The following is a 20,329-nucleotide window of genomic DNA, read 5'->3' as shown; positions in this document are numbered from 1 at the left end:
AATAAAAACGCATTCGGCGCGTTGATTGGATTGCAAACCGCCTCGCCAACGGCGAGGCGGTCAGTCATCGTTACTTGCTTAAATCAGTATACGCAAAAGCGAGATCACGACTCAAGGCAGTTGAATCGCACGAGCTTCTCAAAACGCTCGAAACGCTTGGCGATCTTATCATCGCTCAAATCACGCAGGTTATTAAAGCTGAACTCCTGCACACAGAAGCTCGCCATTACCCCGCCCAGGACCATCGCCTGGCGCAACTTCTCGGGGGTAACCTCGGCGTTATTGCTCAGGAAGCCGAGCAAGCCGCCCGCGAAGGTGTCGCCAGCGCCGGTCGGGTCAAAGACCGCTTCGAGCGGATACGCCGGGGCGAAGAACGGCTCATCGTCCTCGCAGAACAACAGCGCGCCGTACTCACCGCGCTTGATGACAACATATTTGGGGCCCATCGCCAGCACCGTCTGAGCGGCTTTGACGATATTGGGGTCGTCGGCCAACTGACGCGCCTCGGTCTCGTTAATCAAGACCATATCGACCTTTGAGATGATCTCAATCAGCGCGTCGCGCTTGCTCTCGATCCAGAAATTCATCGTGTCGAGCGCGACGAACTCCGGGTTCTCGATTTGCTTGAGGACTTCAAGCTGCAATTCGGGGTCGATATTTGCCAGGAAGACGTGGGTGGATTTGCAATAATCCGCCGGCAGCTCCGGGTGAAAATCACCGAAGACGTTAAGTTGGGTGTCCAGGGTCACGGCCTCGTTGAGGTCGAAACCGTATTTACCCTTCCAGCAAAAGGTCTCCCCTTTGGTGCGTTGAAGCCCACGCGTGTCGACGCCGCGGGAGTGTAAGAACTCCGTGGCTTCTTCGGGGAAGTCTTCCCCGACGACCGCGACCAGGCTGACATCGGTAAAATAACTCGCCGAGGTCGAAAAATAGAGAGCCGATCCGCCAAGGGCCCGCTCGGCTTTACCGAACGGGGTCTCGACGTTATCGAACGCGACAGAACCTACAACCAACAAACTCATGAAAGCCTCGCGGCAGTTACAGCTTAGCGAATTGAATACGGCTCGAGCAGAATGCGATATGCATGAAGCGCCCGGCGCAGTCGCGCCGGGACCGTGGCATCGGGCGATTAGCCCTGTTGCGCTTCTTTTTGTTCGTGAAACATTTTAAGGCGTTTGCGCAGATGTGCCGGCAATTTACGGTCCCCGGGTTTACCGAGTTGGCCGCAGGCTGCCATTTCATCGCGACCGCGGGTGGCGCGGCGCAAGACGTGAATCCCGCGCTTGATCAGATACGCCTGGAAGCGGTCGATCTGCGCCTCGTCGGGCGTCTCAAACGGCGTGCCGGGATGCGGGTTAAAGGGGATGAGGTTGACCTTGCAGGGAAGGTCTTGGACCAGGTCCGCCAGACGCTTGGCGTCTTCCATGCGGTCGGTGATATCCTTGAGCATAACGAACTCGAAGGTCACGCGCTGGCGTTTCTCCAGGGGATATTCACGCACGCAATCAAGCAACTCCTGGATATTCCAGCGGTCGTTGACCGGCATCAATTGCCCGCGTTGCTCGTCGTTGGTTCCGTTGAGGCTGATCGCGAGCTGCACGTCGGCGTCGTGGCCGAGCTTGCGCAGTTGCGGGACCAGACCGGAGGTCGAAATCGTGACGCGGCGACGCGAGAAGTCCAGGCCGTCGACGTGGGTCAACAGGTGCACGGTGCGCAGCACATTATCGTAATTGTGCAGCGGCTCTCCCATGCCCATAAAGACGATATTACCGATGCGGCCGAATTCCTCGCTCAAATGCTGACGCGCGAGCACGACCTGGCCGACGATCTCGGCGGTCGTGAGGTGGCGGCGAAGGCCCATCTTTGCGGTAAAGCAAAAGGTGCAACCCATGGCGCAGCCGACCTGGCTCGAAATACACAGGGTATTTCGGTTCTCCGACGGGATAAGCACGGTCTCAATGATCGCGTTATCGTCGCATTTGAAGGTAAGCTTGCTGGTGCCATCGGCACCGGTGCGCTGCACGCCCAAAAACTCGATGGGCGCAAGGCGGGTGACGTTCTCGAGACGGGTGCGAAAATCCTTGGAGAGATTCGTCATCTCACTGAAGTCACGCGCCAGGCGCGCATACATCCACCCGAAGAGCTGGTTGGCGCGGAATTTGCGCTCCCCCATCCCTTCGGTCACCAACTCCTGGAGTTCCTCAATGGAGAAGTCCAGCAGGTTGATGCGCTCCGCGGGCTCAAGCGTCGCCGAGGGATCCTCTTTGAGCTTTTTCTCGAGCGCGTGGAGCGTCTCAATGGCGTCAAGGACGTATTGGCTTGGCCCGGGATTTGACTCGGGTGCCGCCTCTTGGACGTCTCCCGATGCAGATTCTGAATTAGATTTATTGATCGTTTCGCTGCTCATCGTAATCCCGGGGTCAATGCTGCATCAACGTGAAAACAGGTTGGTGCCGCTGAAGAAGAAATTCACTTCGATTTCGGCGTTCTCCACCGAGTCGGAGCCGTGCACGGTGTTCTCACCGATGCTGGTGGCGAACTCGGCGCGGATGGTTCCGGCGTCGGCGTCGGCCGGGTTGGTGGCGCCCATGATCTCGCGGTTGCGGTTGACCGCATCTTCGCCGCGAAGAGCCATCACGACCACCGGGCCGCGCGTCATGAACTCAACCAATTCACCGAAGAACGGACGCTCAGCGTGCACGGCGTAGAACTCGCCAGCTTCGCGCTCGCTCAGGTGTACCATACGAAGACCGACCGGCGTCAGGCCCTTCTCTTCGAATTTGGCGATGATTTTGCCAATGATGTTTTTCTCAATGGCGTCAGGCTTAAGGATGCTCAGCGTTGTTTCGATGGCCATGGTTCAGCTCCATTTGATATTGAAAGAAATTAGAAATGAGCGCAAACGCAAAAGATATTGTGTTGCGACGGATTAAACGGCAAAAAAACGCGCCGGAGACAAATAAGCCGTCACCGGCGCATCATTTTCAGCTGCCTATAGCTTGTCGCGGGTTGCAGAGCAACCCGCGACATCGGGTCAATTCGGGAGAATTAACCTTTGTAAATACTCTGCAGCGTGGTGCCCATATCTGCGGGCGTCTCAGCGACGGCAATGCCGGCGTCGCGCATCGCAGCCTGCTTCTCAGCCGCGGTTCCACCACCGCCGCTGATAATCGCACCGGCGTGGCCCATGCGCTTTCCGCGCGGGGCGGTTGCGCCAGCCACGAAGCCTGCCACGGGCTTGGACATATTTGCCTTGACCCATGCAGCTGCTTCCTGCTCGGCGCTGCCGCCGATCTCGCCGATCATGATGACGGCGTCGGTGTCTTCGTCTTCTTCGAAGAGACGGAGCACGTCGATGAAGTCGGTGCCGTTGATGGGGTCGCCACCGATACCGACACAGGTGGACTGACCAATACCCAGGGCGCTGAGCTGACCGACGGCTTCATAGGTGAGCGTGCCGGAGCGGCTCACGACGCCGACGCGTCCCTGCATATGGATATGACCAGGCATGATGCCGATCTTGCACAGACCCGGGCTGATGACACCGGGGCAGTTCGGGCCAACCAGACGCACGCCGCGTTCGGTATAATAGCGTTTGACCGCGATCATATCCTGAACGGGGATGCCCTCGGTGATCGCGATGACCAGCGGAATGCCGGAATCAGCGGCTTCGAGGAGCGCGTCGGCGGCGAATGCCGGCGGCACGTACACGACGCTGGCGTCAGCGCCGGTTTCTTTGACCGCCTGAGCGACGGTGTCGAAGACCGGAATGCCGTGCACGGACTGTCCGCCCTTGCCGGGCGTCGAGCCAGCCACAACCTTCGTGCCGTACTCGAGCATCTGGGAGGCGTGGAAACTACCCGCCGAACCGGTCAGGCCCTGAACCAGGACCCGCGTATTTTCATCAATGAGAATACTCATATATCGCTACCTTCAAAATAACTTGAGGTTAAACTTCAGTGGCACAACTCAGGACTTCGCGTCGATTAGCTAATCGCAGCGATGACCTTCTGGGCGCCATCGGCCATGGTGTCGGCGGCGATGATATTCAGGTCGCTATTGGACAGAATCTCTTTGCCGGCCTTGTCGTTGGTGCCCGCGAGGCGAACCACCAGCGGCACTTCCAGACCCACTTCTTTGACCGCGGCAATCACGCCCTCTGCGATCACGTCGCAGCGCATAATTCCACCGAAGATATTGATGAAGATCGCCTCGACGCGGTCGTCGGAGGTGATGATCTTGAAGGCTTCGGTCACGGTCTCAGCCGTGGCTCCGCCACCTACGTCGAGGAAGTTGGCCGGGTCACCACCGAAATGCTTGATGATGTCCATGGTGGCCATCGCAAGTCCGGCGCCGTTGACCATGCAGCCAATATTGCCGTCGAGGTTGACGTAGCTCAAGCCGTGCGCTTTGGCTTCGAGTTCGGCCGGGTCTTCTTCGTGCTCGTCGCGCATCGCTTCGATTTCCGGGTTACGGAATAGCGCGTTGTCGTCGAAGTTCATCTTGCCGTCGAGAGCGATGACATCGCCGTCGCCGGTCACGACCAGCGGGTTGATCTCAACCAGATCCGCGTCGGTCTCGACAAATGCCGTGTACAGCTTCTTCATAATCGAAGCAGCGCGGAACACGGTCTTGCCTTCGAGGCCCAACTTGAAGGCCAGCTCGCGCCCTTGATAATCGGCAAAGCCAATCATCGGGTTCACGTAGACCTTGAAGATCTTCTCGGGGGTTTCCTCGGCGACGGCTTCGATATCGACGCCGCCCTCAGTCGAGGCCATCAGGACGATTTGACCGCTGTCGCGGTCAACGACGGCTGCAAGGTAGAGCTCGCTGGCGATATCGGCGCCGGACTCAATATAAAGGCGACGCACGAGCGCGCCTTCGGGTCCGGTCTGGTGGGTCACCAGGGTCTTGCCGAGAATTTCGTCAGCCAACTCGCGAACCTCATCGAGGCTGCGCGCGAGTTTGACTCCACCGGCTTTACCACGTCCGCCGGCGTGAATCTGGGCTTTTACAACCCAGAAATTCCCGCCGAGTTCTTTGGCCGCTTCAACCGCTTCGTCGACGCTGAACGCCGGAATGCCGTTGGGCGTTTTAATGCCGTATTTCTTAAAGATTTGCTTCGCTTGATACTCATGAATGTTCATCCGCACCTAACCTATTTCGCTGGGATTTGGCCGATTTGTTGCGTCGTCTATACCTACGCACTTCGATCGGCGTCAAGCATACAGAACTAGTTTTTCACTCTCTCAGAAGCCATTTCCGACATAACTTATATTAAGCCGGAGCTGGCCTGCGATCATCTTGGCGATCTCGTGGGCCGCCCCTTTGGCAGGCGTCGCCTCGATAACGGGTATCAGCCGCTGCTCACCGTCGCGCACCAAAAGCGTGAACGCGTGAACATCGACATCGTTTTTTCGCTGAGACAGGGGGTAGTCGATCATCGCAAAGACGACCTCTTCAATCTCCTCGAAATTGAGCACTAACTCCCCACTCCCCAGTGAACCCTGGGACACGCCGCTTGCCGACTCAGTCGCGGCCGGCCACACGATCATCTCGCGCTCAAAATCCAACGCGCATAGAACGTCGAGCCGGCGAGAAGACCGTTTGCCGAAGCGAAATAGCACGAGCCCTACCGTTAAGGCGACCATCGCCCACGCGATATCCATAATCGACCAGAACCCCTGGGTCCCGGTGATCAGAAAATACGCCACGAAGGCGAGCAACACCCCGCCCCAGAAGCCCCAGGGGATGGCCCCCGAGACCTCCCGGCGCCCACAGACCTGAAACTCCGTATGGGATACCTGTCGGACAATCGGCTCATAGACCAGCCCGCCTGAGCTCGGGTGGTGGGTCAGCCGCGCCGGGGGTGGCGGGCGCACCGGCTCCAACGCCGCCCCGCCCGGCTCTTCAATCTCGGCGTCGACAATCTCGGGATCCGGCGCCTGCTCAGCGCGCGAGCGCGCCGCTTCATTGGGATCAGACACGTGGTGATTCATTGGGCCAGTCTCGCCCCGTCCGCGCTGATTGACGTCGTATGTAATACCCATTTACCACCTTCAGAAATCATTATGACTCGGTGCGACACTTCCTGCGGGTCAATCACATAGAGCACCCGTCGATTCGCGGTCTCACCCTCATCCGCCTCCTTGAGAGCGTCTCGAACGCTGACGATATTTCCGCCGAATAATAAATTCACCGGATTGACCTGGAGCACTCGACCGTCTCGATGCTTGAATTCCCCGCTGGAGAGCAACGCAGACGGGTCATTGACGCCGCTGGCTGCGCTCAAAAAATCCCGGGTTTCCTGGCTTAAATATTGCTCAGCCTCTTCGTATTGCTCACGCTTGACCAGCTCGTAGAGCTTCAACAAGCTCGCCCGAGCCGCAGCATCGAGCGCCTCGTCATCGACGGCTGACGCCTCGCCATCTGCAGCCGCGGCCGCCTGGCCCGCGGGGGTCGGCGGCGGCGGAAGATGGTAGACCGACGAGGCACAAGCGCTCAGTAGAAACGCGGACGCGACGAAGAGTGAGACGCCAAGCGTCGATTTTGTCGGTGAGTTTGCCATTGATGATCACCTTAAATTTTGTAGTTCGCTTAATTTTGATTGCGCGCGGGTCTAATAGATTTACAGAGATCCCGCGCGGAAGGATGCACCAAAGATATCTTGATATCCAGCCCCACTCGGATGCCGGTACCAGTGGTCGGCCTTTCGCCTATATGATAGTTTCGCGCGCGAAGGCGCCGTCTTTATGTGCAGAGCTGCAACGTTTCGTCGTCTCGATCTATCATTTTCAATGCACTGACCTTTAGCAGGTAGCGCTCGCTATGCAGAAGTCGCCACCAAATCCGCAATTCAACGAACTCCTGGCCGCCCTCCCCAACTCTGAGGCCGCGCTGCTCGAGCGCGCGCGCGTGCTCCAAGCCCAGGGCGACCTGGCCGGGGCCGCTGAGTTGCTCCGCCGGGCCAACGATCGCTGCCCCACGCCGGCGATCGACGCGGCGCTGCAGGCGTCTCAAAGGCAGAACGCCGAGTCCGACGCAGATCCGGTCACCCAGGAGCTTGATGAGCTTGAGGTGACCACCCTCGAGTCTCAATCCCTTGAGCTCAACGCCTTCGAGCGCCCCGACGAGCTTGACGACTCCGATATCTTTGCCGGCGGCTCCTTCGACAGCCTGTCCTCGCTGGAGCCCGCCGACGACTCCCCGACCTATGCGGAAGGTGAGCACGTCGAAACCGATGAGTTGCAGCACAAAAGTATCGACCCCGGCGCCAACGACGAGTCGGTCAACGAATTGTTGGTCGACCTGGGACTCCCGGTCGCCGCGCAAGATGAGGATGACTATAACGCCACGCGCACGATCGTAGGTCGCATCGACGACGCCCTGGGCATCCAGCGTGATGATCTCCTGGCGGATGATTCGGAGTTCGCACAGCGCGACTTCTACGGCGGCCCTGAGTTCGACGCCGCCCCTGACTTTGACGCCGAACCGCTCAACGCGGCCGACTTTTTGGACGCCGACGAAGACGTATTCTTGGAGCAGGATACCGCGCCGCGCCCCGCCGCGCACATTCCTTCGTCCGATGCCTTCGGCGACGACGATCTGGAATGGGATGACGGCGGAGAGGACGAATGGGATGACGTCGCCGACACCCAATTTCAGATGCAAATGCCGCTGAATCCCCCGGTCGCCACGCCCGCGCTATCGGAACCCGCGGCCGATTGGCGCCTGGGAAACGACGCGCGCGCTTATGATAGCGACACCGCGTCGGGCGCCGACGAGGTCGACGCCATTGAGCTTGACCCGTTTCAAATCCCCGACCGTAGCGCCTCGCGGCCAGCGCAACATCGCCGAACGGACCGTCTTTTTGCGGTCGACGCGCAGCGCCCGATCCCTGCGCCAAAGCGAGCGCCCGAGCTCTCTGCCAATGCCTCCCCGGGCGAGCACCTAAGAACCGCGACCGCCAAGGCCGAGCCCAAGGTCACCCTGCGGAATCAGGCGATCCCGAGCCAGCGCAGCGCTATACCTCCAAAGATGCGCAAATACGCCCTGCCCATGGTCGCCGCGCTGCTCCTCCTCGGCGTCATCGCCGGCGGGGTGATGGTCGGCAGCGAATCTTCGGCCGCCGCCGATGCAATCCAGGAGCAAATCGCCCAGGGCAAGGCGCAGACCGCGCTCGACACCTACCAGAACTATCTCAACGGTGAGCGCATTCTCAGCGAAGCCATCGACACTCACGGCCCGATGGGCGCGTCGATTGACGGCGTGCTCAGCGGCTTTGGGATGATGGGCGCCGCCGAAAAAGCCCGCGGCGAGGCGCTGGCCGAGTTGGTTCACCTGCGCGCGATGATCGAGTATCGCTACGAATATTATAATACCCGCGACTCCGAGGAGACCGCCAGGCGCGCCGAAGCCCTGGCCCCCGGCAATCCGAACCTGAACATCGCCCGTGCCTATCAGATGCTCTCAAAGAGCCACTACACCCAGGCGATCGCGCTGCTCGGTCAAACCCGCAAGAGCGCACCCAATAGCGATAACGCGACGATCGCGCTGATTCACGCCCAGCTCGCCGCTGGCGACGTCGAATCGGCCTCGATGGCGACGCTGCCCATTCGCGCAAAGGGTGCGCCGAGCGTCCACGAGCACTATCTGCTCGGCATGGTCGACCTGGCGCTGGGAAAAGCAGTGCCCGCCGACGCGCGCTTTCGTCATATCCTCACGACATTAAGCCCCACGCATATCTCCGCGCGGATTAAACGCAGCCAATCGGTGCGCCAAACGGAAGAGCCCAAGGCGCTCGAGGAGGCGACGGAGCTTCTTAAAGACATACTCGAAGAACGCGCTGAGCAGAGCTCCCCGCTGCAACTCGCCAAGGCCCATAATGCCATGGCCGAGGTCGAGATGCGCCAAAAGAACCTCGCCAAAGCCGAGGAGCATAACCAGCAGGCGATCAAGACGATCCCCCAGCGCAGCGTTGTCTATACGCCCATGGTGGAGCTGTTCATCCATGACGGGCGGCTTGAAAAGGCGCTTCAACTTATCAAGGACGCCGAGGACGCCGGCGTGAGTTCGACCGCCTTGCTGCTGCAGCGCGCCGAACTCTACCGTCTCACCGCCCGCTTTGAGATGGCGATTAAGACCATCGAATCCGCGGAGTTGCGAAGCGCGGAAGCGCTGTGGAAGAAGGGTCTTGCCTACCGCGATATGAATCGCCCCGACCAGGCCGCCAAGGATTTCGCGACCGCCTTAAAGATGGACGAGAAGTTCGCTCCGGCGCGCGCAAGCAGCCTTCTGCTGGCCGAACTGGCGCAAAGTCGCGAGCGCACAACCCTTGAGAAGCCCTTCGAGCGCGTTCTTAAGAATAACCCGAAGCACCCGTCGGTTCTGCACGACGGGGCCCTCGCCCTTCTGCATATTGCCCAGACCTCACGCGCCCCGGAGGCGCCGCTTGCCCGGGCAAAGAAGATGCTCGACGACGCCCTCGAGTACGGCGGCAACCCGGCGGTTATCCACTATACCCTCTGCGAGTACGCGCGCCTCAAACAGGACGAGCAGGCGGCCATCGACTATTGCGACGCCGCCCAGAAGAATAATCCGCGCTATCTGCCCGGCGTGCTCTCGGCAGCCAAACTCCACCTGAAGCGCGACAAGCAGGAGGACGCATTTTTCGAGCGGATTTCGCGTGACTTCCCCAACGACCCGCGCGTGAGCCAATACCACGCGCTGCACTGGCTGAATCAATACGACACCGCAAAGGCCGAAGCGGCCATCAACCGCTGGGCCGGAACCCCCGCGGCGACAAGCTCATTGCATCTTTTCGCCGAAGGACGCCTGGCGTTCTCGCAGCAAAAATATACCGCGGCGCTCGGCTATTTCGAGCGCGCCTCCAAGCAGTCGCCCAACGAGGCCAACGCGGCGGTGTATTTCGCCCAGACCCTGTCGAACCTCGGGGAGCATGACCGCGCCGAGGCCATCCTGAAGCCCGCGCTCGATGATATTGAGTGGGGACCGGCCGCATGGGTCGTCTTTGGCCAGATCCGCCGCGAGCAGAGCCGGGTTCGAGACGCCTCTCAGAACCTGGCGATCGCCGGGCGAAAGCTCAAAGAAACCATCGCCTCCAAATATTGGATCACCCAACATCATCTGCAGACGGCGATGACCTACGCGGCCCGTTACGACGGGGCCCATCGCCTCGTGGAGCGCGAATTACAGCGCGCCTCGGACAACGGTGATCCCGACGACCCGGCGCTGAATTTGGCGTGGAGTCGCTACCATTTGGCGCAGCGCCGCCCGAATCAGGAGGCGGCGCTCAAAGCCCTCCAGCGCGCCACCGACAGGCAACCCTCGCATTGCGGGGCGCTCAAGGCGCTCAAAACACTTTATAATAATATGGACGGCTTCGACGACGCAGACGCCACGGCAAAGCTCGACGCCCAGATATCCCAATACCACTGTGAAGGCTAAGTTGATGCTATCGAAATCTATCCTCGAACTCCTCGCCTGCCCGACCTGCAATAACCCGCAGCTTCAGGTCGGCAGCGCGCGACGACCGGCGCTGGTCTGCGAGCAATGCGACCAGGCATTCCCCATCGTCGACGGCATCATTGATATGACGCCGTCGGAGCGAAATCCGGCGCCCGGGAGCTATCGGACCGAGACGCTGTTTAACCTGATCGCAGGCATCTACGATCTGGTGGCCCCCCTGATGAGCATGGGCGTGTGGCGCTGCGATCCGCTGCGCTATGTCGACATGTCGAACCAGGCGCTGGGGCGCGGCAATAAGGGCGTCGTGGTCGCCGCGCCGATCGGCACGGGGATGCCGCTGGACCGAGTCCTCGCCCCCTATCATGACTTGACGCTGATCGGCGTGGACCAGTCCTGGAAGATGCTCCGCAAGGCCAAGAGCCGCTTCGCGGCCAGCGGTGAGAAGGTGCAGCTTATCCGGGCGGACTTCCAGCAACTTCCCTTTCGAGATGGGGTCGTCGACAGCCTGATTAGCTTCCACGGGCTGCACACCTTTGCGGACCGCACCAAAACCCTGCGCGAGTTTGGCCGGTGTCTGCGAGCCGACGGGTTTATGACCGGCGCCGCCCTGGTGCGCGGCCAGGAAGGGGTCGCAGACACCCTGCTGGACCGCTACGAGCGCTACGGCGTGTACCCGCTACTTCGCACCGCGGAGTTCTTAACCCGCGAGCTGCGCGAAGGCCCGTTCCAGGAGGTGCGATTCTCAACCTACGGCGCGGTGATGTTCTACTCGGCGCTGCGAAACGGTCTTGAGCAAGCACATATCGAAGACGCGTCTTAACCCGACGTGACTCACTCCGCCGCGGCGCCAATTCTCTGGCGCCGCATTTTTACCGCCGCCTTGACCTCGCGCTCAATCTCGGCGGAAGTCGCCACGACGCGCCGGAAATCCTCGCCAGCCAGCCCCAATAGGGCCGTCTCACCGACCGCGCGAACATCTGCCACCATCGGCTCATTGGCCAGCCCCGAGATCAACCCTAAAAACTCCCCCTCACCCAACGTGTCGACGACCCTGGGCTTGCCACCCTCGCCCGGCATCTCGATCTGCACCTCGCCCAACGAGATAATATAGACGTGGTCGTCGTAGGCGCCCTGCCCGGCGAGCAACTCTCCGGCGGCGAGTTCTTTAAGCTCGAATTTATTGATCAGATTATGGCGCGCCTCGTCTCCCATGCTGCGGAAAATACGGCTCGATGTGAGCATATTGTTTAGCACGCGCACATAATAAAAATCCCAGAGGACGTCCCAGATCTTGGGGTCGGTCTCGGCGATGCGATGCACGACATCCTTGCTGATCTCGAGCAGCGCCAATTCCCCCTCGGCGCGCACGCTGGCCAATTCGTTGCGCCCGGTCAGCAGCGCAAACTCGCCGAAGAACTCCCCCTCCCCCATGCGGGCCAACTCAACCTTCTCATCATCGAGCTTTCGCTCCACGACGATGGTGCCTCGCACAATCACAAAAAGCGCCGGGTCCGTGCACCCAGACTCGATAATATAGGTGTCAGGAGGGACGACCCGATACTCCATTTGCTCGAGCAGTTGCACGAAGGTCGACGCATTGAGATCGCTAAACAGCGGTATATTGGGCAAGTCGGCCCGCTTCACGCTGAGCACCGGCGCAGGTTCATTGACGTCGATAATCGCGGTCAGGTCGCTGGTATTGGGCGTCTCCACCTCGTAGAGGTCATCAAGCTCGTCGAGGAACGCCAGGTCATCCCACTGCCCACTCCTCTCTTGCTCAAGCTCCAGGCTCTTCATATTGAAGACGCCGGCCTCAAAGGTCTCCGCGCCGTCCTCACTATCGACCTTGAATTCATCGGTGATCGGCTCATCCTCGACATCTTCTTCGAGCAGAATATCGTCGGCGTCGATATCCTGGGTGCCGCGCACCGCGTCATCGCCGGCGACAGTCTCTTCGAGGATGATATCGCTGGCGTCGATATCCTGGGTTCGGCGCAGATCGGCCTGATTGGCGCTGAGTTCGCGCTCCGCGGTGATCTCGCCGCTGACCGACAACTCGGCGCTCGCCTCGGCGCTCAAGGTCATCATCTCATCAGAGACCTCGTCGACCTGCGACACCCGCGTCGCCCCGCGTAAGATCACCTCACGGTCGCTCGCGTCCATCTCCTGGGTATGCCGCACATTCTCCGGGTTAACGACCGGGACATTGGAGCGGGTCGGCTGCGAGGACAACCGCTCGGCGCGCTGGGAGGCGACATATTTCTCGTATTCCTCACCCATATTGCCGACCACTGTCTCTTGGTGGGGTTGGTCGGCGACACGGGCGGGTTGATTCAGGCGTCGATTGGCCTGGGCCGCGGCGACCCCCGCCCCTCTCTGTTTGGGCGTGGCCAAAACAAAGGGCTGGGCCGCGATAGCCGTGGGCTCCGGGCGACTCAAGGGCTTCAAACGCCCGGCGTTTGGCGAGCTCGGCTGGGCCTGAAGCGGGCGCGCGATGCGCGCAGCCCCTCCGGTCGCGTCGGGCACCCGCGCGTACATGCGCGCCAAAAACATCAGCGTGTCGGTGTGGTCCGGGGCGAGCTCTAAAATCGCCTTGCACGCCGCGATGGCCTCGAGCGCCAGGCCCTCACGGGCCAGCAAGCGCGACGCCGTCGCGTATTCCTCAATCGCGTGCACCTCACGCCCCATATCCCGAAAGACCGCGGCGAGCCGCAGGCGCGCCTCGATATTATCAGGCTCCTCACGCAGCGTTTTCTGGTAATAAGCCAGGTATTTCCTGAGCTTTTTCGACGTCATGATACCACCGACTGGGTTTCCCGCGCATCCACGCAGGTGAGGTCCGAAACACCGGCGAGCCGGCGTCAAAGGTGAGATTGGCAAGAGCTTTCAAATACGAGTGACTAAATCGCTACGAGGCACGACGCCTAAGCCGTGCGGTCCCCCACGATAGCAAAAATGGACCGCCATGCATAAACGGACGCCCAAAAGAGTAGCGACGCAGGGGGCACAATGTCAATTCTCACAAAAAGAACCCGCCGAATATCTAGCTTCAGATACTCGGCGGGTTCTTTTAACAAAGATGATTCAGCGACGAGGCTGAATTATCCCTGATATTTCTTCGTGGCCGTACGCAACATCACGAGCGAGCCTTTGGCGCCGGGGACGCTACCCTTGACGAGAATTGCCTTCTCTTCCGGGAGCACCTGGACAACCTGAAGGTTCTGAATCGTCACGGTCGCATTGCCGGACTGGCCCGCCATCTTGGTACCGGCCAGGACGCGCGCGGGGTCTGCCGACATACCGATGGAACCACCATGACGATACGCTTCGTGCACACCGTGAGTGGCTTTACCACCACCGAAGTTATGGCGAACCATAACACCGGCGAAACCACGACCCTTGCTGGTCGCGGTCGCGTCGATATACTCGCCAGCTTCGAAGAAGTCCGTGGGGATTTCTTCGCCAACCGTGTATGCGTCCAGGTCAGCTTCGCTCACGCGGAACTCACGCACGTGCTTGCGGGGGGCGTCGATTCCAGCAGCGGTGAAGACACCAACTTCCGGACGCGAGAGACGATATTTCGACTCGGTGCCCTCTTTCTCAAGCTTCTTGACGTCGCCGAAGCCAATTTTGACAGCCGAGTAGCCGTCTTTGCCTTCAACACTTTTCTTCTGAATGACAACGTTTCCAGCGACCTTGATGACGGTCACGGGAATACGGACGCCGGTGGGTCCGAACAGTTGCGTCATTCCGATTTTCTCTCCAAGCATTCCTTTACGCATCTTACTAGCCTCAAAATTCAACAGGTGTAATGGGGCTCCTCACCACTCTTACCTCTTGCCGTTGATTCACGGCTGGCAGCGGAGCAGGAATCCATCGAGGATTCGGGAGCGAAGCTAAACGAAAAACCCATCATCCGCGATCGCTCGCAAAATAATGGAGGCGCACCTGTAGCCGACGATATAGGGATGGTCAAGACGAGATGGTTGGTTTTCGCGCGCAACCTCGCCTAACCGGCGGGCGCATTGCTTCGGCGAAAACTCGCCGTTGTACAATCGCGCGCGAACGCATTACAAAGGTCGGACTCAAATGGGCGCTTGGCGGTCCCATGATTTGTGCCGCGCCGCGCGCCGTTGATTCGTCCGACAATAGAATTGTGTCATTCGCTGTTATTGCCCCCACGAACATTTGAAACGAACTCTTCCATATATCCATCATTTTGTTGCGCTGGCGTTGCTCGCGCTGATGAGCATGGCGATCGGCTGCGGCAGCAATCGTCCGGTGGCCCATTGGGACCAGAAGGTCCTGGCGGTGGGCCGCGCCCATGATGCAGGCAAAATTGACCAGGCCGAGCGCGACTACCTGCGCCTGCTCAAGAACCCGCCGAGCGAAGACGCCCGCCGCTTCGTGCTGACCGAGCTGGCCAAGATATCGGCACAACGCGAGGATTGGGGCGAAGCGCTCAAGCGCTATAAGATGGTCTACGCCGAGGGGATCGACGACGAGGCGAGCGCGACCGCGCATTATCGCACCGGCATCATCCTCGACGAACACTTCGGTGAGCACGAGCGCGCGCTTAAGATGCGCCGCGACACCATCACGCGTTTTCCCCGCTCGGTGGCCGCCGAGATGGCGGTGCGCGACCACGCGGTCTATTATAAAAAGGCCGGCGACTTCGAGGCGATGAAGCGCGACTTCAATCAGTTGGCCTCGAAGGTAAAGGGCGAGCCCGCCCTCGGGACGCTTTTATTCGCCGCGGCCCACCAGCTCCATAAGGCAGGCCGCACCTCGGAGGCCCTGCCCTATTATCGTCGCGTCTGGACCGAAGACCCCGACGGCCACCTGGCCGATGACTCACTCTGGGAGGCCGCCCAGATCTATGAGAAGCGCCAGGATTGGCCAAACGCCATCGCGGTCTATCGCAAGGCGGCCGGTCTGCTGCAAAGTGCCTGGTTTATGGGCAACGATAACTCCCCCTGGGCCAACGACGCGCGCCGAAACCTCGGCTATATCTATATGCTCTTCCTCGATGATTACCCGGCGGCGCTGCGCGAATTCGACCAATTTCTGGTGGACTTCCCCGACGGGCTTCTCACCGACGACGTCGCCTGGGACCGCGTGCATGTCCTGCGCCTGATGCACGGCCAGACAGCCTTCGAAGAGGCGATGCGTGAGTTCGCCAAGCAATACCCCGAGAGCCGCTATATCCGCGAAGTAAAACGCCGTCTCGGCGAGGAGGCTGTGCAGTGATTAAAGTCGAGAACGTCTGCAAGAGCCACCTGGGGCGCCCGGTGCTGCGCAATATCAGCTTTGAGGTCAACGAAGGCTTAAACCTGGGCCTTATCGGCCCGGGCGGCTGCGGCAAAACGGTGCTGCTTAAGATCATCTGCGGGCTGATTCGCCCCGACAGCGGCAAGGTCTTCATCAACGACGTCGACGTGATGAGCCTCAAAGAGACCGAGATCGCCGAGCTTCGAAAGAGCCTGGGCATGCTCTTTCAGAATTACGCCCTCTTCGACGATATGACCGTCTCCGAGAATATCGCGTTCCCCCTGCGCCAGGCCGGCGAGGCCAGCGAAGAAGAGATTCAAGAGCTGGTCAAAGGACTCCTGGTTGAGATCGGGTTGCCCACGGCAGCCCAGAAATTCCCCAACGAGCTCTCCGGCGGCATGAAGAAGCGCGTGAGCTTTGCGCGCGCCGTGATTCATAAGCCGCCGATTCTATTTTATGACGACCCCACCGCTGGCCTCGACCCGGTGACGAGCTCGAAGATCTTCCGCCTGCTCACCCAGATGAAAGATGACCAGGGCACCACCTCAATCACGGTCAGCCACGATATCGACGGCATCAAAGATATCTGCGAGAATTTCCTCATGTTGGATCGCGGCCAGATCGTCTTCCACGGCAGCCGCGAAGAAATCGAAGAAACAGACATCAAGCTCGTGCGCCAATTCTGGGATGCATCCAGCGACGACGAGCTCGGGTAGACCATGATCAATCCGCTTCGAAAAATCGGCAAACAATTCCTGGATTGGTCCGACACCATCGGTGGGCTCGTGCTCATGATGGTCAAGGTCTTCGCCAACTCGGCGCCCTGGAAACTCGACGGCCAGCAGGTCTGGCGCAGCATGTACCGCATCGGGGTTAAGAGCTTCCCCATCGTCGTGGTCACCGCGCTGCTGACCGGCGCCATCATGGTGATCCAGGCCGGTATGTTCATCGAGAAATACGGCGCCTACGGCCTGCTCGGCTGGGGCGCGGGCTATAGCGTGCTGCGCGAGGTCGGCCCGATTATGATCGGGCTGATGTTCTCGGGGCGCGTCGGCGCCAACACCACCGCCGAGCTTGGGACCATGCAGATCACCGACCAGGTCGACGCCCTGCGCGCCCTGGCCATCGACCCGGTCCGCTACCTTGTGGTGCCGCGCATCATCTCGATGGTCGTGATGTTGCTGCTGCTGGTCATCATCGGCGACTTCGCCGCGCTGCTCGGCGGCGCCATCACCGGCCAGGTGTTGCTGGGCGTGGACGTGAAGTTATTCGTCTGGAGTATCATCGAGTATATCAAGCTCGAGGACTTCACCCACGGCCTCTGGAAGGCGATCGTCTTCGGGTATTCTATCGGCATTATCTCCTGCTATTTTGGCATGAGCACCCGCGGCGGCGCGGTGGGCGTGGGCCGGGCGGTCAACGCCTCGGTCGTCGGCAGCGCCATCGCCATCTTCGTCTTTGACTATTTTATCACCTACGCGATGCACTGAGAGATGACTTGTGCCGCGTCTTCTCGACGCCGCCTCTCGAGCCCTCGCGCATGATTCACTGATTTCAGCCTGAGCGACACGCATTATGGCCGCAGAAACAACCCAAGACCCGAACGCCCAAGTCGAGGAGGCGTCGCCCGGCTTCGTGCACAATATGCTCGCCGGTATCGGCGCGCCGATCCTGGAGCTCTACGGCACGCTGCGCGATATGGTGCGCATCCTCGGGCTGACCATCTATTATATCATCAACGGCAAGGGCGGGCCGCGGCGGCGAAATGACATCATCTCGCAGATGTACGAGATCGGGAACCGCTCCATCGTATTTATCGCGGTGACGCTGGGGTTTCTGGGGATGATTCTCATCTTCCAGGCCGGCTTCCAGGCCAACCGCATCACGGGCGATTTGTCGTTGCTTGGCGCCCTCTTCTTGCAACTTCTGTTGCGCGAGTTCGCCCCGACCATCACCGCCATGATGCTCGCCACGCGCGTAGGCACCGGCATGGCCGCCCAGCTGGGCAGCATGGTGGTCACCGAACAGGTCGACGCGCTGCGCATGAGCGGCGCTCAGCCGGTGGACTACCTGGTTGTTCCGCGCTTTATCGCGGCGCTCATCATGATGGTCGTGTTGACGGTCTTCGCGATCATCGTGTCCTTTATCGCCGGCGCGATCACCGCGAACGCCTTCTACGGCGTCAACCCGCGCACCTTCGTCGACTTCGGCATGCTCACCTGGTTTGACCTGTGGATCGGCATGGCCAAGGCGATTGCCTATGGTATCGCGGTGCCGATCACCGCGTGTCAGGCGGGGCTAAGCGTGGTTGGCGGCAGTGAGGGCGTCGGCCTGGCCACCACCAAAGCGGTCGTCAACGCCAGCCTCGCCGTCATCGTGCTCGACTTTATTATCTCCGGCATCGGCTACGCGATCCTCGCGATCTTATAAGCCTGAACACCCACACCCCGAATTAGTATGCGTTATTTATCCGAATTAAGAACTTCCTCGAAGCCGGCTCTTCGCGGCTCGGTCGCGCTCGTCGCCATGCTCTGCGCGACTGCCTTTTCGCTCTCCGACGCCCAGGCCCAGCAGGTCGCCCAACCCAACGAGGGGCGCCAATACTTAACCGTGGGCCTCAGCCTGGACCCGGGTTTTATGCTTGACTCCACGGCCGACACCGCGTTCACCAGCGCGGGCATGGCGCAGGTTGGGCTGTCTCACACCATCAACCGCTATTTCTTCATGTCGGCCGAAGCCGAGGCCGGCGTGCAATGGATGCGCGCGCACACCGCGGGCAAAGATGGCGCCGCGCCCAGCGCGAGCGACTTCGCCTGGCAGGTCGGCATCTATGGGCATCTGCTGCCCTTCGGCCAGGAGAGCGGCTGGGTCGCAAACGCGGGGATTCATCTTTTCACCGCGCACCTCGAAGACGCCCCCTTGCAGGTCCTGGGCGGCGAGCTTCGCCTTGGCCGCTATATCTGGACGGCTGACGAGCGCTTTTTGCTCGTGCAGGTGGGCTATTCACTCCCGATCCTGCAGGGACTCGCGCGCCCCGACCACTACGACGAAAATGACCCCTGGGCCGATGAGAATTGGTCGTTTCACCGCCTGAGCCTCGGCTTCCAATACGGCTTCTAAGGCCGCACTGACTTATACGCTGCACCCTCGCGCGCCTGGCGACACCAACACGGGCAAAATGGAGCGATTATGGGAACAATTGAGTTCAAAGACATCTATAAAAGCTTTGGCAGCAAGCACGTGTTGCGCGGCGTCACGCTCAGCGTGAAGCCCGGCGAGGTCTTCTTTGTGATCGGGCAGTCCGGGGCGGGCAAGAGCGTGCTGGTGAAGCATCTGGTGGGGCTTTTGCGCCCCGACGCGGGTCGCATCTACCTCGACGGCGCCGACATCACCGACTACACGGAGAAGGAGTATTATCCCATCCGAAAACGCTGCGCGATGGTCTTCCAAAACTCAACGCTCTTCGACTCGATGACGCTCATCGAGAATGTGATGCTCCCGATTCGAAAGCACCTCGACGTGACCAAACAGGAGGCGCGCGACCAGGCGATGGAGCTCCTGAAAAAAGTCGGCATGCACAACTACGCCGACCGATACCCGTCGGATTTTGGCGACGGGATGCGCAAAAAAGTCGCCATCGCCCGCGCGCTGAGCCTGAGCCCCGAATATGTCATCTTTGACGAGCCGACCACCGGCATCGACCCCATCTCGGCGGCGATGGTCGATAAGCTGATCCGCCACCTGTCGGACAACCTGGGCGTCACCAGCATCGTCATCTCCCACGACCTGCGCAGCATCTTCGGCATCGCCGACCGCATCGCCATGCTCTATAAGGGCGAGCTGCTCTTTGACGGCAGCCAGAACGACTTCCAGAACTCGACCGACCCGGTCGTTCAGCAATTTATCACCGGCAACCCCGAAGGCCCGATGGAAGAGCCGAATTAACGGAACACAAAAAAACGCCCGCGCCGATGAATCGGCGCGGGCGTTTTTTATTCAGCCTCAAACTCAGGTCGCCTTCACCGAGAACTCGACGGTCTCGAGCACGGTGCCGGAACCATCTTGAATCTCAACCTTCCAATCGCCCGCCCACACCTTGCTCTTCATCCAGGTGCGCCATCGCCAACTCTTGCCGACTTCGATATCGAGCGAGCTGACCTCTTTATTATTGGCGAACCAGACCATCTTAATATCCCTGGCGCTGTCGGTATTTCGAATCGCGGCCCAGACGGTGACCTCGTCGCCGGGCGCAAAGGAAGAAGCCGCGTCGACCGCCTCGCGATCAGTGACCCCGCCTGCGGCCTTCGCCTCGACCACCTGCAGCCCAGCGGCCGACGCAGTCGCCGCGCGCGCCGGCGTCTTGGTCGCCTCCACCTTCTTAACGGCCTTCTTCTCAACCGCGGGTTTCGCCATCTTCGCGTCGGCCGGCGCCTTCTGCTGGGCCGTGACGGGAACCGCGACAAGCATCAACGCGCCCACGAAATATGCGATGAGGTTCGGTTTTCGGGTCTTCATTCTCGTCTCCAATTCAATGAATAGTTATCGACATGCGTCTTCGTATCAGCCGACC

Annotated in this window: 18 protein-coding genes; 8 read left to right on the top strand and 10 right to left on the bottom strand. The window is 60.2% G+C overall.

Annotated features, from left to right (window positions below):
* Positions 1–104: 104 nt before the first annotated feature.
* The 7 genes from DN745_RS07405 to DN745_RS07375 form a co-directional block, all read right to left on the bottom strand.
* A complete protein-coding gene (locus DN745_RS07405) occupies positions 105–1,022 on the bottom strand; it encodes a PfkB family carbohydrate kinase (protein ID WP_111333460.1) in 918 nt (305 codons plus the stop codon).
* A 107-nt stretch (positions 1,023–1,129) separates the two neighbouring features.
* Positions 1,130–2,407, bottom strand: coding sequence for a dual-specificity RNA methyltransferase RlmN (gene rlmN / locus DN745_RS07400; RefSeq protein WP_111333458.1), 1,278 nt, complete (start codon positions 2,405–2,407; stop codon positions 1,130–1,132).
* Positions 2,408–2,431: 24 nt separating this feature from the next.
* On the bottom strand, positions 2,432–2,857 hold the full coding sequence (gene ndk, locus DN745_RS07395) for a nucleoside-diphosphate kinase (RefSeq protein WP_111333457.1): 426 nt from the start codon (positions 2,855–2,857) through the stop codon (positions 2,432–2,434).
* A gap of 191 nt (positions 2,858–3,048) precedes the next feature.
* Complete coding sequence (sucD, locus tag DN745_RS07390; protein ID WP_111333455.1) at positions 3,049–3,921, bottom strand: succinate--CoA ligase subunit alpha; 873 nt, start codon at positions 3,919–3,921, stop codon at positions 3,049–3,051.
* Between the two features lie 65 nt (positions 3,922–3,986).
* The gene (sucC, locus tag DN745_RS07385) at positions 3,987–5,147 is read right to left on the bottom strand and encodes an ADP-forming succinate--CoA ligase subunit beta (RefSeq protein ID WP_111333454.1); all 1,161 of its coding nucleotides are present in this window, start codon (positions 5,145–5,147) and stop codon (positions 3,987–3,989) included.
* A gap of 102 nt (positions 5,148–5,249) precedes the next feature.
* The gene (locus tag DN745_RS07380) at positions 5,250–5,987 is read right to left on the bottom strand and encodes a hypothetical protein (RefSeq protein ID WP_133622071.1); all 738 of its coding nucleotides are present in this window, start codon (positions 5,985–5,987) and stop codon (positions 5,250–5,252) included.
* Positions 5,988–5,995: 8 nt separating this feature from the next.
* A complete protein-coding gene (locus DN745_RS07375) occupies positions 5,996–6,568 on the bottom strand; it encodes a hypothetical protein (protein WP_111333451.1) in 573 nt (190 codons plus the stop codon).
* A gap of 260 nt (positions 6,569–6,828) precedes the next feature.
* Between DN745_RS07375 and DN745_RS07370 the strand changes: the two genes are divergently transcribed.
* Both DN745_RS07370 and DN745_RS07365 read left to right on the top strand, forming a co-directional pair.
* On the top strand, positions 6,829–10,467 hold the full coding sequence (locus tag DN745_RS07370) for a tetratricopeptide repeat protein (protein WP_111333449.1): 3,639 nt from the start codon (positions 6,829–6,831) through the stop codon (positions 10,465–10,467).
* A 4-nt stretch (positions 10,468–10,471) separates the two neighbouring features.
* Positions 10,472–11,308 carry a methyltransferase domain-containing protein gene (locus DN745_RS07365; protein WP_133622072.1) on the top strand — a complete coding sequence of 279 codons (837 nt, stop codon included), beginning with the start codon at positions 10,472–10,474 and terminating at the stop codon, positions 11,306–11,308.
* An 11-nt stretch (positions 11,309–11,319) separates the two neighbouring features.
* Here DN745_RS07365 and DN745_RS07360 read toward each other — a convergent pair whose 3' ends face one another.
* The gene (locus tag DN745_RS07360; protein ID WP_111333446.1) at positions 11,320–13,284 is read right to left on the bottom strand and encodes a cyclic nucleotide-binding domain-containing protein; all 1,965 of its coding nucleotides are present in this window, start codon (positions 13,282–13,284) and stop codon (positions 11,320–11,322) included.
* Between the two features lie 305 nt (positions 13,285–13,589).
* On the bottom strand, positions 13,590–14,270 hold the full coding sequence (rplC, locus tag DN745_RS07355; RefSeq protein WP_111333445.1) for a 50S ribosomal protein L3: 681 nt from the start codon (positions 14,268–14,270) through the stop codon (positions 13,590–13,592).
* Positions 14,271–14,676: 406 nt separating this feature from the next.
* Between rplC and DN745_RS07350 the strand changes: the two genes are divergently transcribed.
* The 6 genes from DN745_RS07350 to DN745_RS07325 all read left to right on the top strand — a co-directional run bounded on the left by DN745_RS07350 (position 14,677) and on the right by DN745_RS07325 (position 19,704).
* Positions 14,677–15,738, top strand: a complete 1,062-nt coding sequence (locus tag DN745_RS07350; RefSeq protein ID WP_133622073.1) for a tetratricopeptide repeat protein — start codon at positions 14,677–14,679, stop codon at positions 15,736–15,738.
* Positions 15,735–16,475 carry an ABC transporter ATP-binding protein gene (locus DN745_RS07345; RefSeq protein ID WP_162687528.1) on the top strand — a complete coding sequence of 247 codons (741 nt, stop codon included), beginning with the start codon at positions 15,735–15,737 and terminating at the stop codon, positions 16,473–16,475. The genes DN745_RS07350 and DN745_RS07345 overlap by 4 nt, the downstream gene beginning before the upstream one ends.
* Before the next feature lie 3 nt (positions 16,476–16,478).
* Positions 16,479–17,249, top strand: coding sequence for an MlaE family ABC transporter permease (locus DN745_RS07340; RefSeq protein ID WP_111333440.1), 771 nt, complete (start codon positions 16,479–16,481; stop codon positions 17,247–17,249).
* Positions 17,250–17,334: 85 nt separating this feature from the next.
* Positions 17,335–18,189, top strand: coding sequence for an MlaE family ABC transporter permease (locus DN745_RS07335; RefSeq protein ID WP_111333438.1), 855 nt, complete (start codon positions 17,335–17,337; stop codon positions 18,187–18,189).
* 27 nt (positions 18,190–18,216) lie between these two features.
* Complete coding sequence (locus DN745_RS07330; RefSeq protein ID WP_111333437.1) at positions 18,217–18,879, top strand: hypothetical protein; 663 nt, start codon at positions 18,217–18,219, stop codon at positions 18,877–18,879.
* A 69-nt stretch (positions 18,880–18,948) separates the two neighbouring features.
* Positions 18,949–19,704, top strand: a complete 756-nt coding sequence (locus DN745_RS07325; RefSeq protein WP_111333435.1) for an ABC transporter ATP-binding protein — start codon at positions 18,949–18,951, stop codon at positions 19,702–19,704.
* 63 nt (positions 19,705–19,767) lie between these two features.
* On the opposite strand, the gene DN745_RS07320 is transcribed toward DN745_RS07325, so the two are convergent.
* Complete coding sequence (locus DN745_RS07320) at positions 19,768–20,274, bottom strand: DUF2914 domain-containing protein (protein WP_111333433.1); 507 nt, start codon at positions 20,272–20,274, stop codon at positions 19,768–19,770.
* Positions 20,275–20,329 lie beyond the last annotated feature (55 nt).

Origin of the sequence: Bradymonas sediminis (assembly GCF_003258315.1) — a bacterium.
Lineage (GTDB): Bacteria > Myxococcota_A > Bradymonadia > Bradymonadales > Bradymonadaceae > Bradymonas > Bradymonas sediminis.
The sequence above is the reverse complement of the archived record's forward strand: the minus strand, read 5'-3'. Positions and strand labels throughout refer to the sequence as shown.

Excerpts from the sequence above, each read along its gene's own strand:
- ndk (WP_111333457.1), bottom strand. The coding sequence starts at position 2,857 with ATGGCCATCGAAACAACGCTGAGCATCCTTAAGCCTGACGCCATTGAG.
- DN745_RS07335 (WP_111333438.1), top strand. The coding sequence starts at position 17,335 with ATGGCCGCAGAAACAACCCAAGACCCGAACGCCCAAGTCGAGGAGGCG.
- DN745_RS07330 (WP_111333437.1), top strand. The coding sequence starts at position 18,217 with ATGCGTTATTTATCCGAATTAAGAACTTCCTCGAAGCCGGCTCTTCGC.
- DN745_RS07375 (WP_111333451.1), bottom strand. The coding sequence starts at position 6,568 with ATGGCAAACTCACCGACAAAATCGACGCTTGGCGTCTCACTCTTCGTC.
- DN745_RS07360 (WP_111333446.1), bottom strand. The coding sequence starts at position 13,284 with ATGACGTCGAAAAAGCTCAGGAAATACCTGGCTTATTACCAGAAAACG.
- DN745_RS07365 (WP_133622072.1), top strand. The coding sequence starts at position 10,472 with ATGCTATCGAAATCTATCCTCGAACTCCTCGCCTGCCCGACCTGCAAT.
- DN745_RS07405 (WP_111333460.1), bottom strand. The coding sequence starts at position 1,022 with ATGAGTTTGTTGGTTGTAGGTTCTGTCGCGTTCGATAACGTCGAGACC.
- rlmN (WP_111333458.1), bottom strand. The coding sequence starts at position 2,407 with ATGAGCAGCGAAACGATCAATAAATCTAATTCAGAATCTGCATCGGGA.
- sucD (WP_111333455.1), bottom strand. The coding sequence starts at position 3,921 with ATGAGTATTCTCATTGATGAAAATACGCGGGTCCTGGTTCAGGGCCTG.
- DN745_RS07320 (WP_111333433.1), bottom strand. The coding sequence starts at position 20,274 with ATGAAGACCCGAAAACCGAACCTCATCGCATATTTCGTGGGCGCGTTG.
- sucC (WP_111333454.1), bottom strand. The coding sequence starts at position 5,147 with ATGAACATTCATGAGTATCAAGCGAAGCAAATCTTTAAGAAATACGGC.
- DN745_RS07340 (WP_111333440.1), top strand. The coding sequence starts at position 16,479 with ATGATCAATCCGCTTCGAAAAATCGGCAAACAATTCCTGGATTGGTCC.
- DN745_RS07370 (WP_111333449.1), top strand. The coding sequence starts at position 6,829 with ATGCAGAAGTCGCCACCAAATCCGCAATTCAACGAACTCCTGGCCGCC.
- DN745_RS07325 (WP_111333435.1), top strand. The coding sequence starts at position 18,949 with ATGGGAACAATTGAGTTCAAAGACATCTATAAAAGCTTTGGCAGCAAG.
- rplC (WP_111333445.1), bottom strand. The coding sequence starts at position 14,270 with ATGCGTAAAGGAATGCTTGGAGAGAAAATCGGAATGACGCAACTGTTC.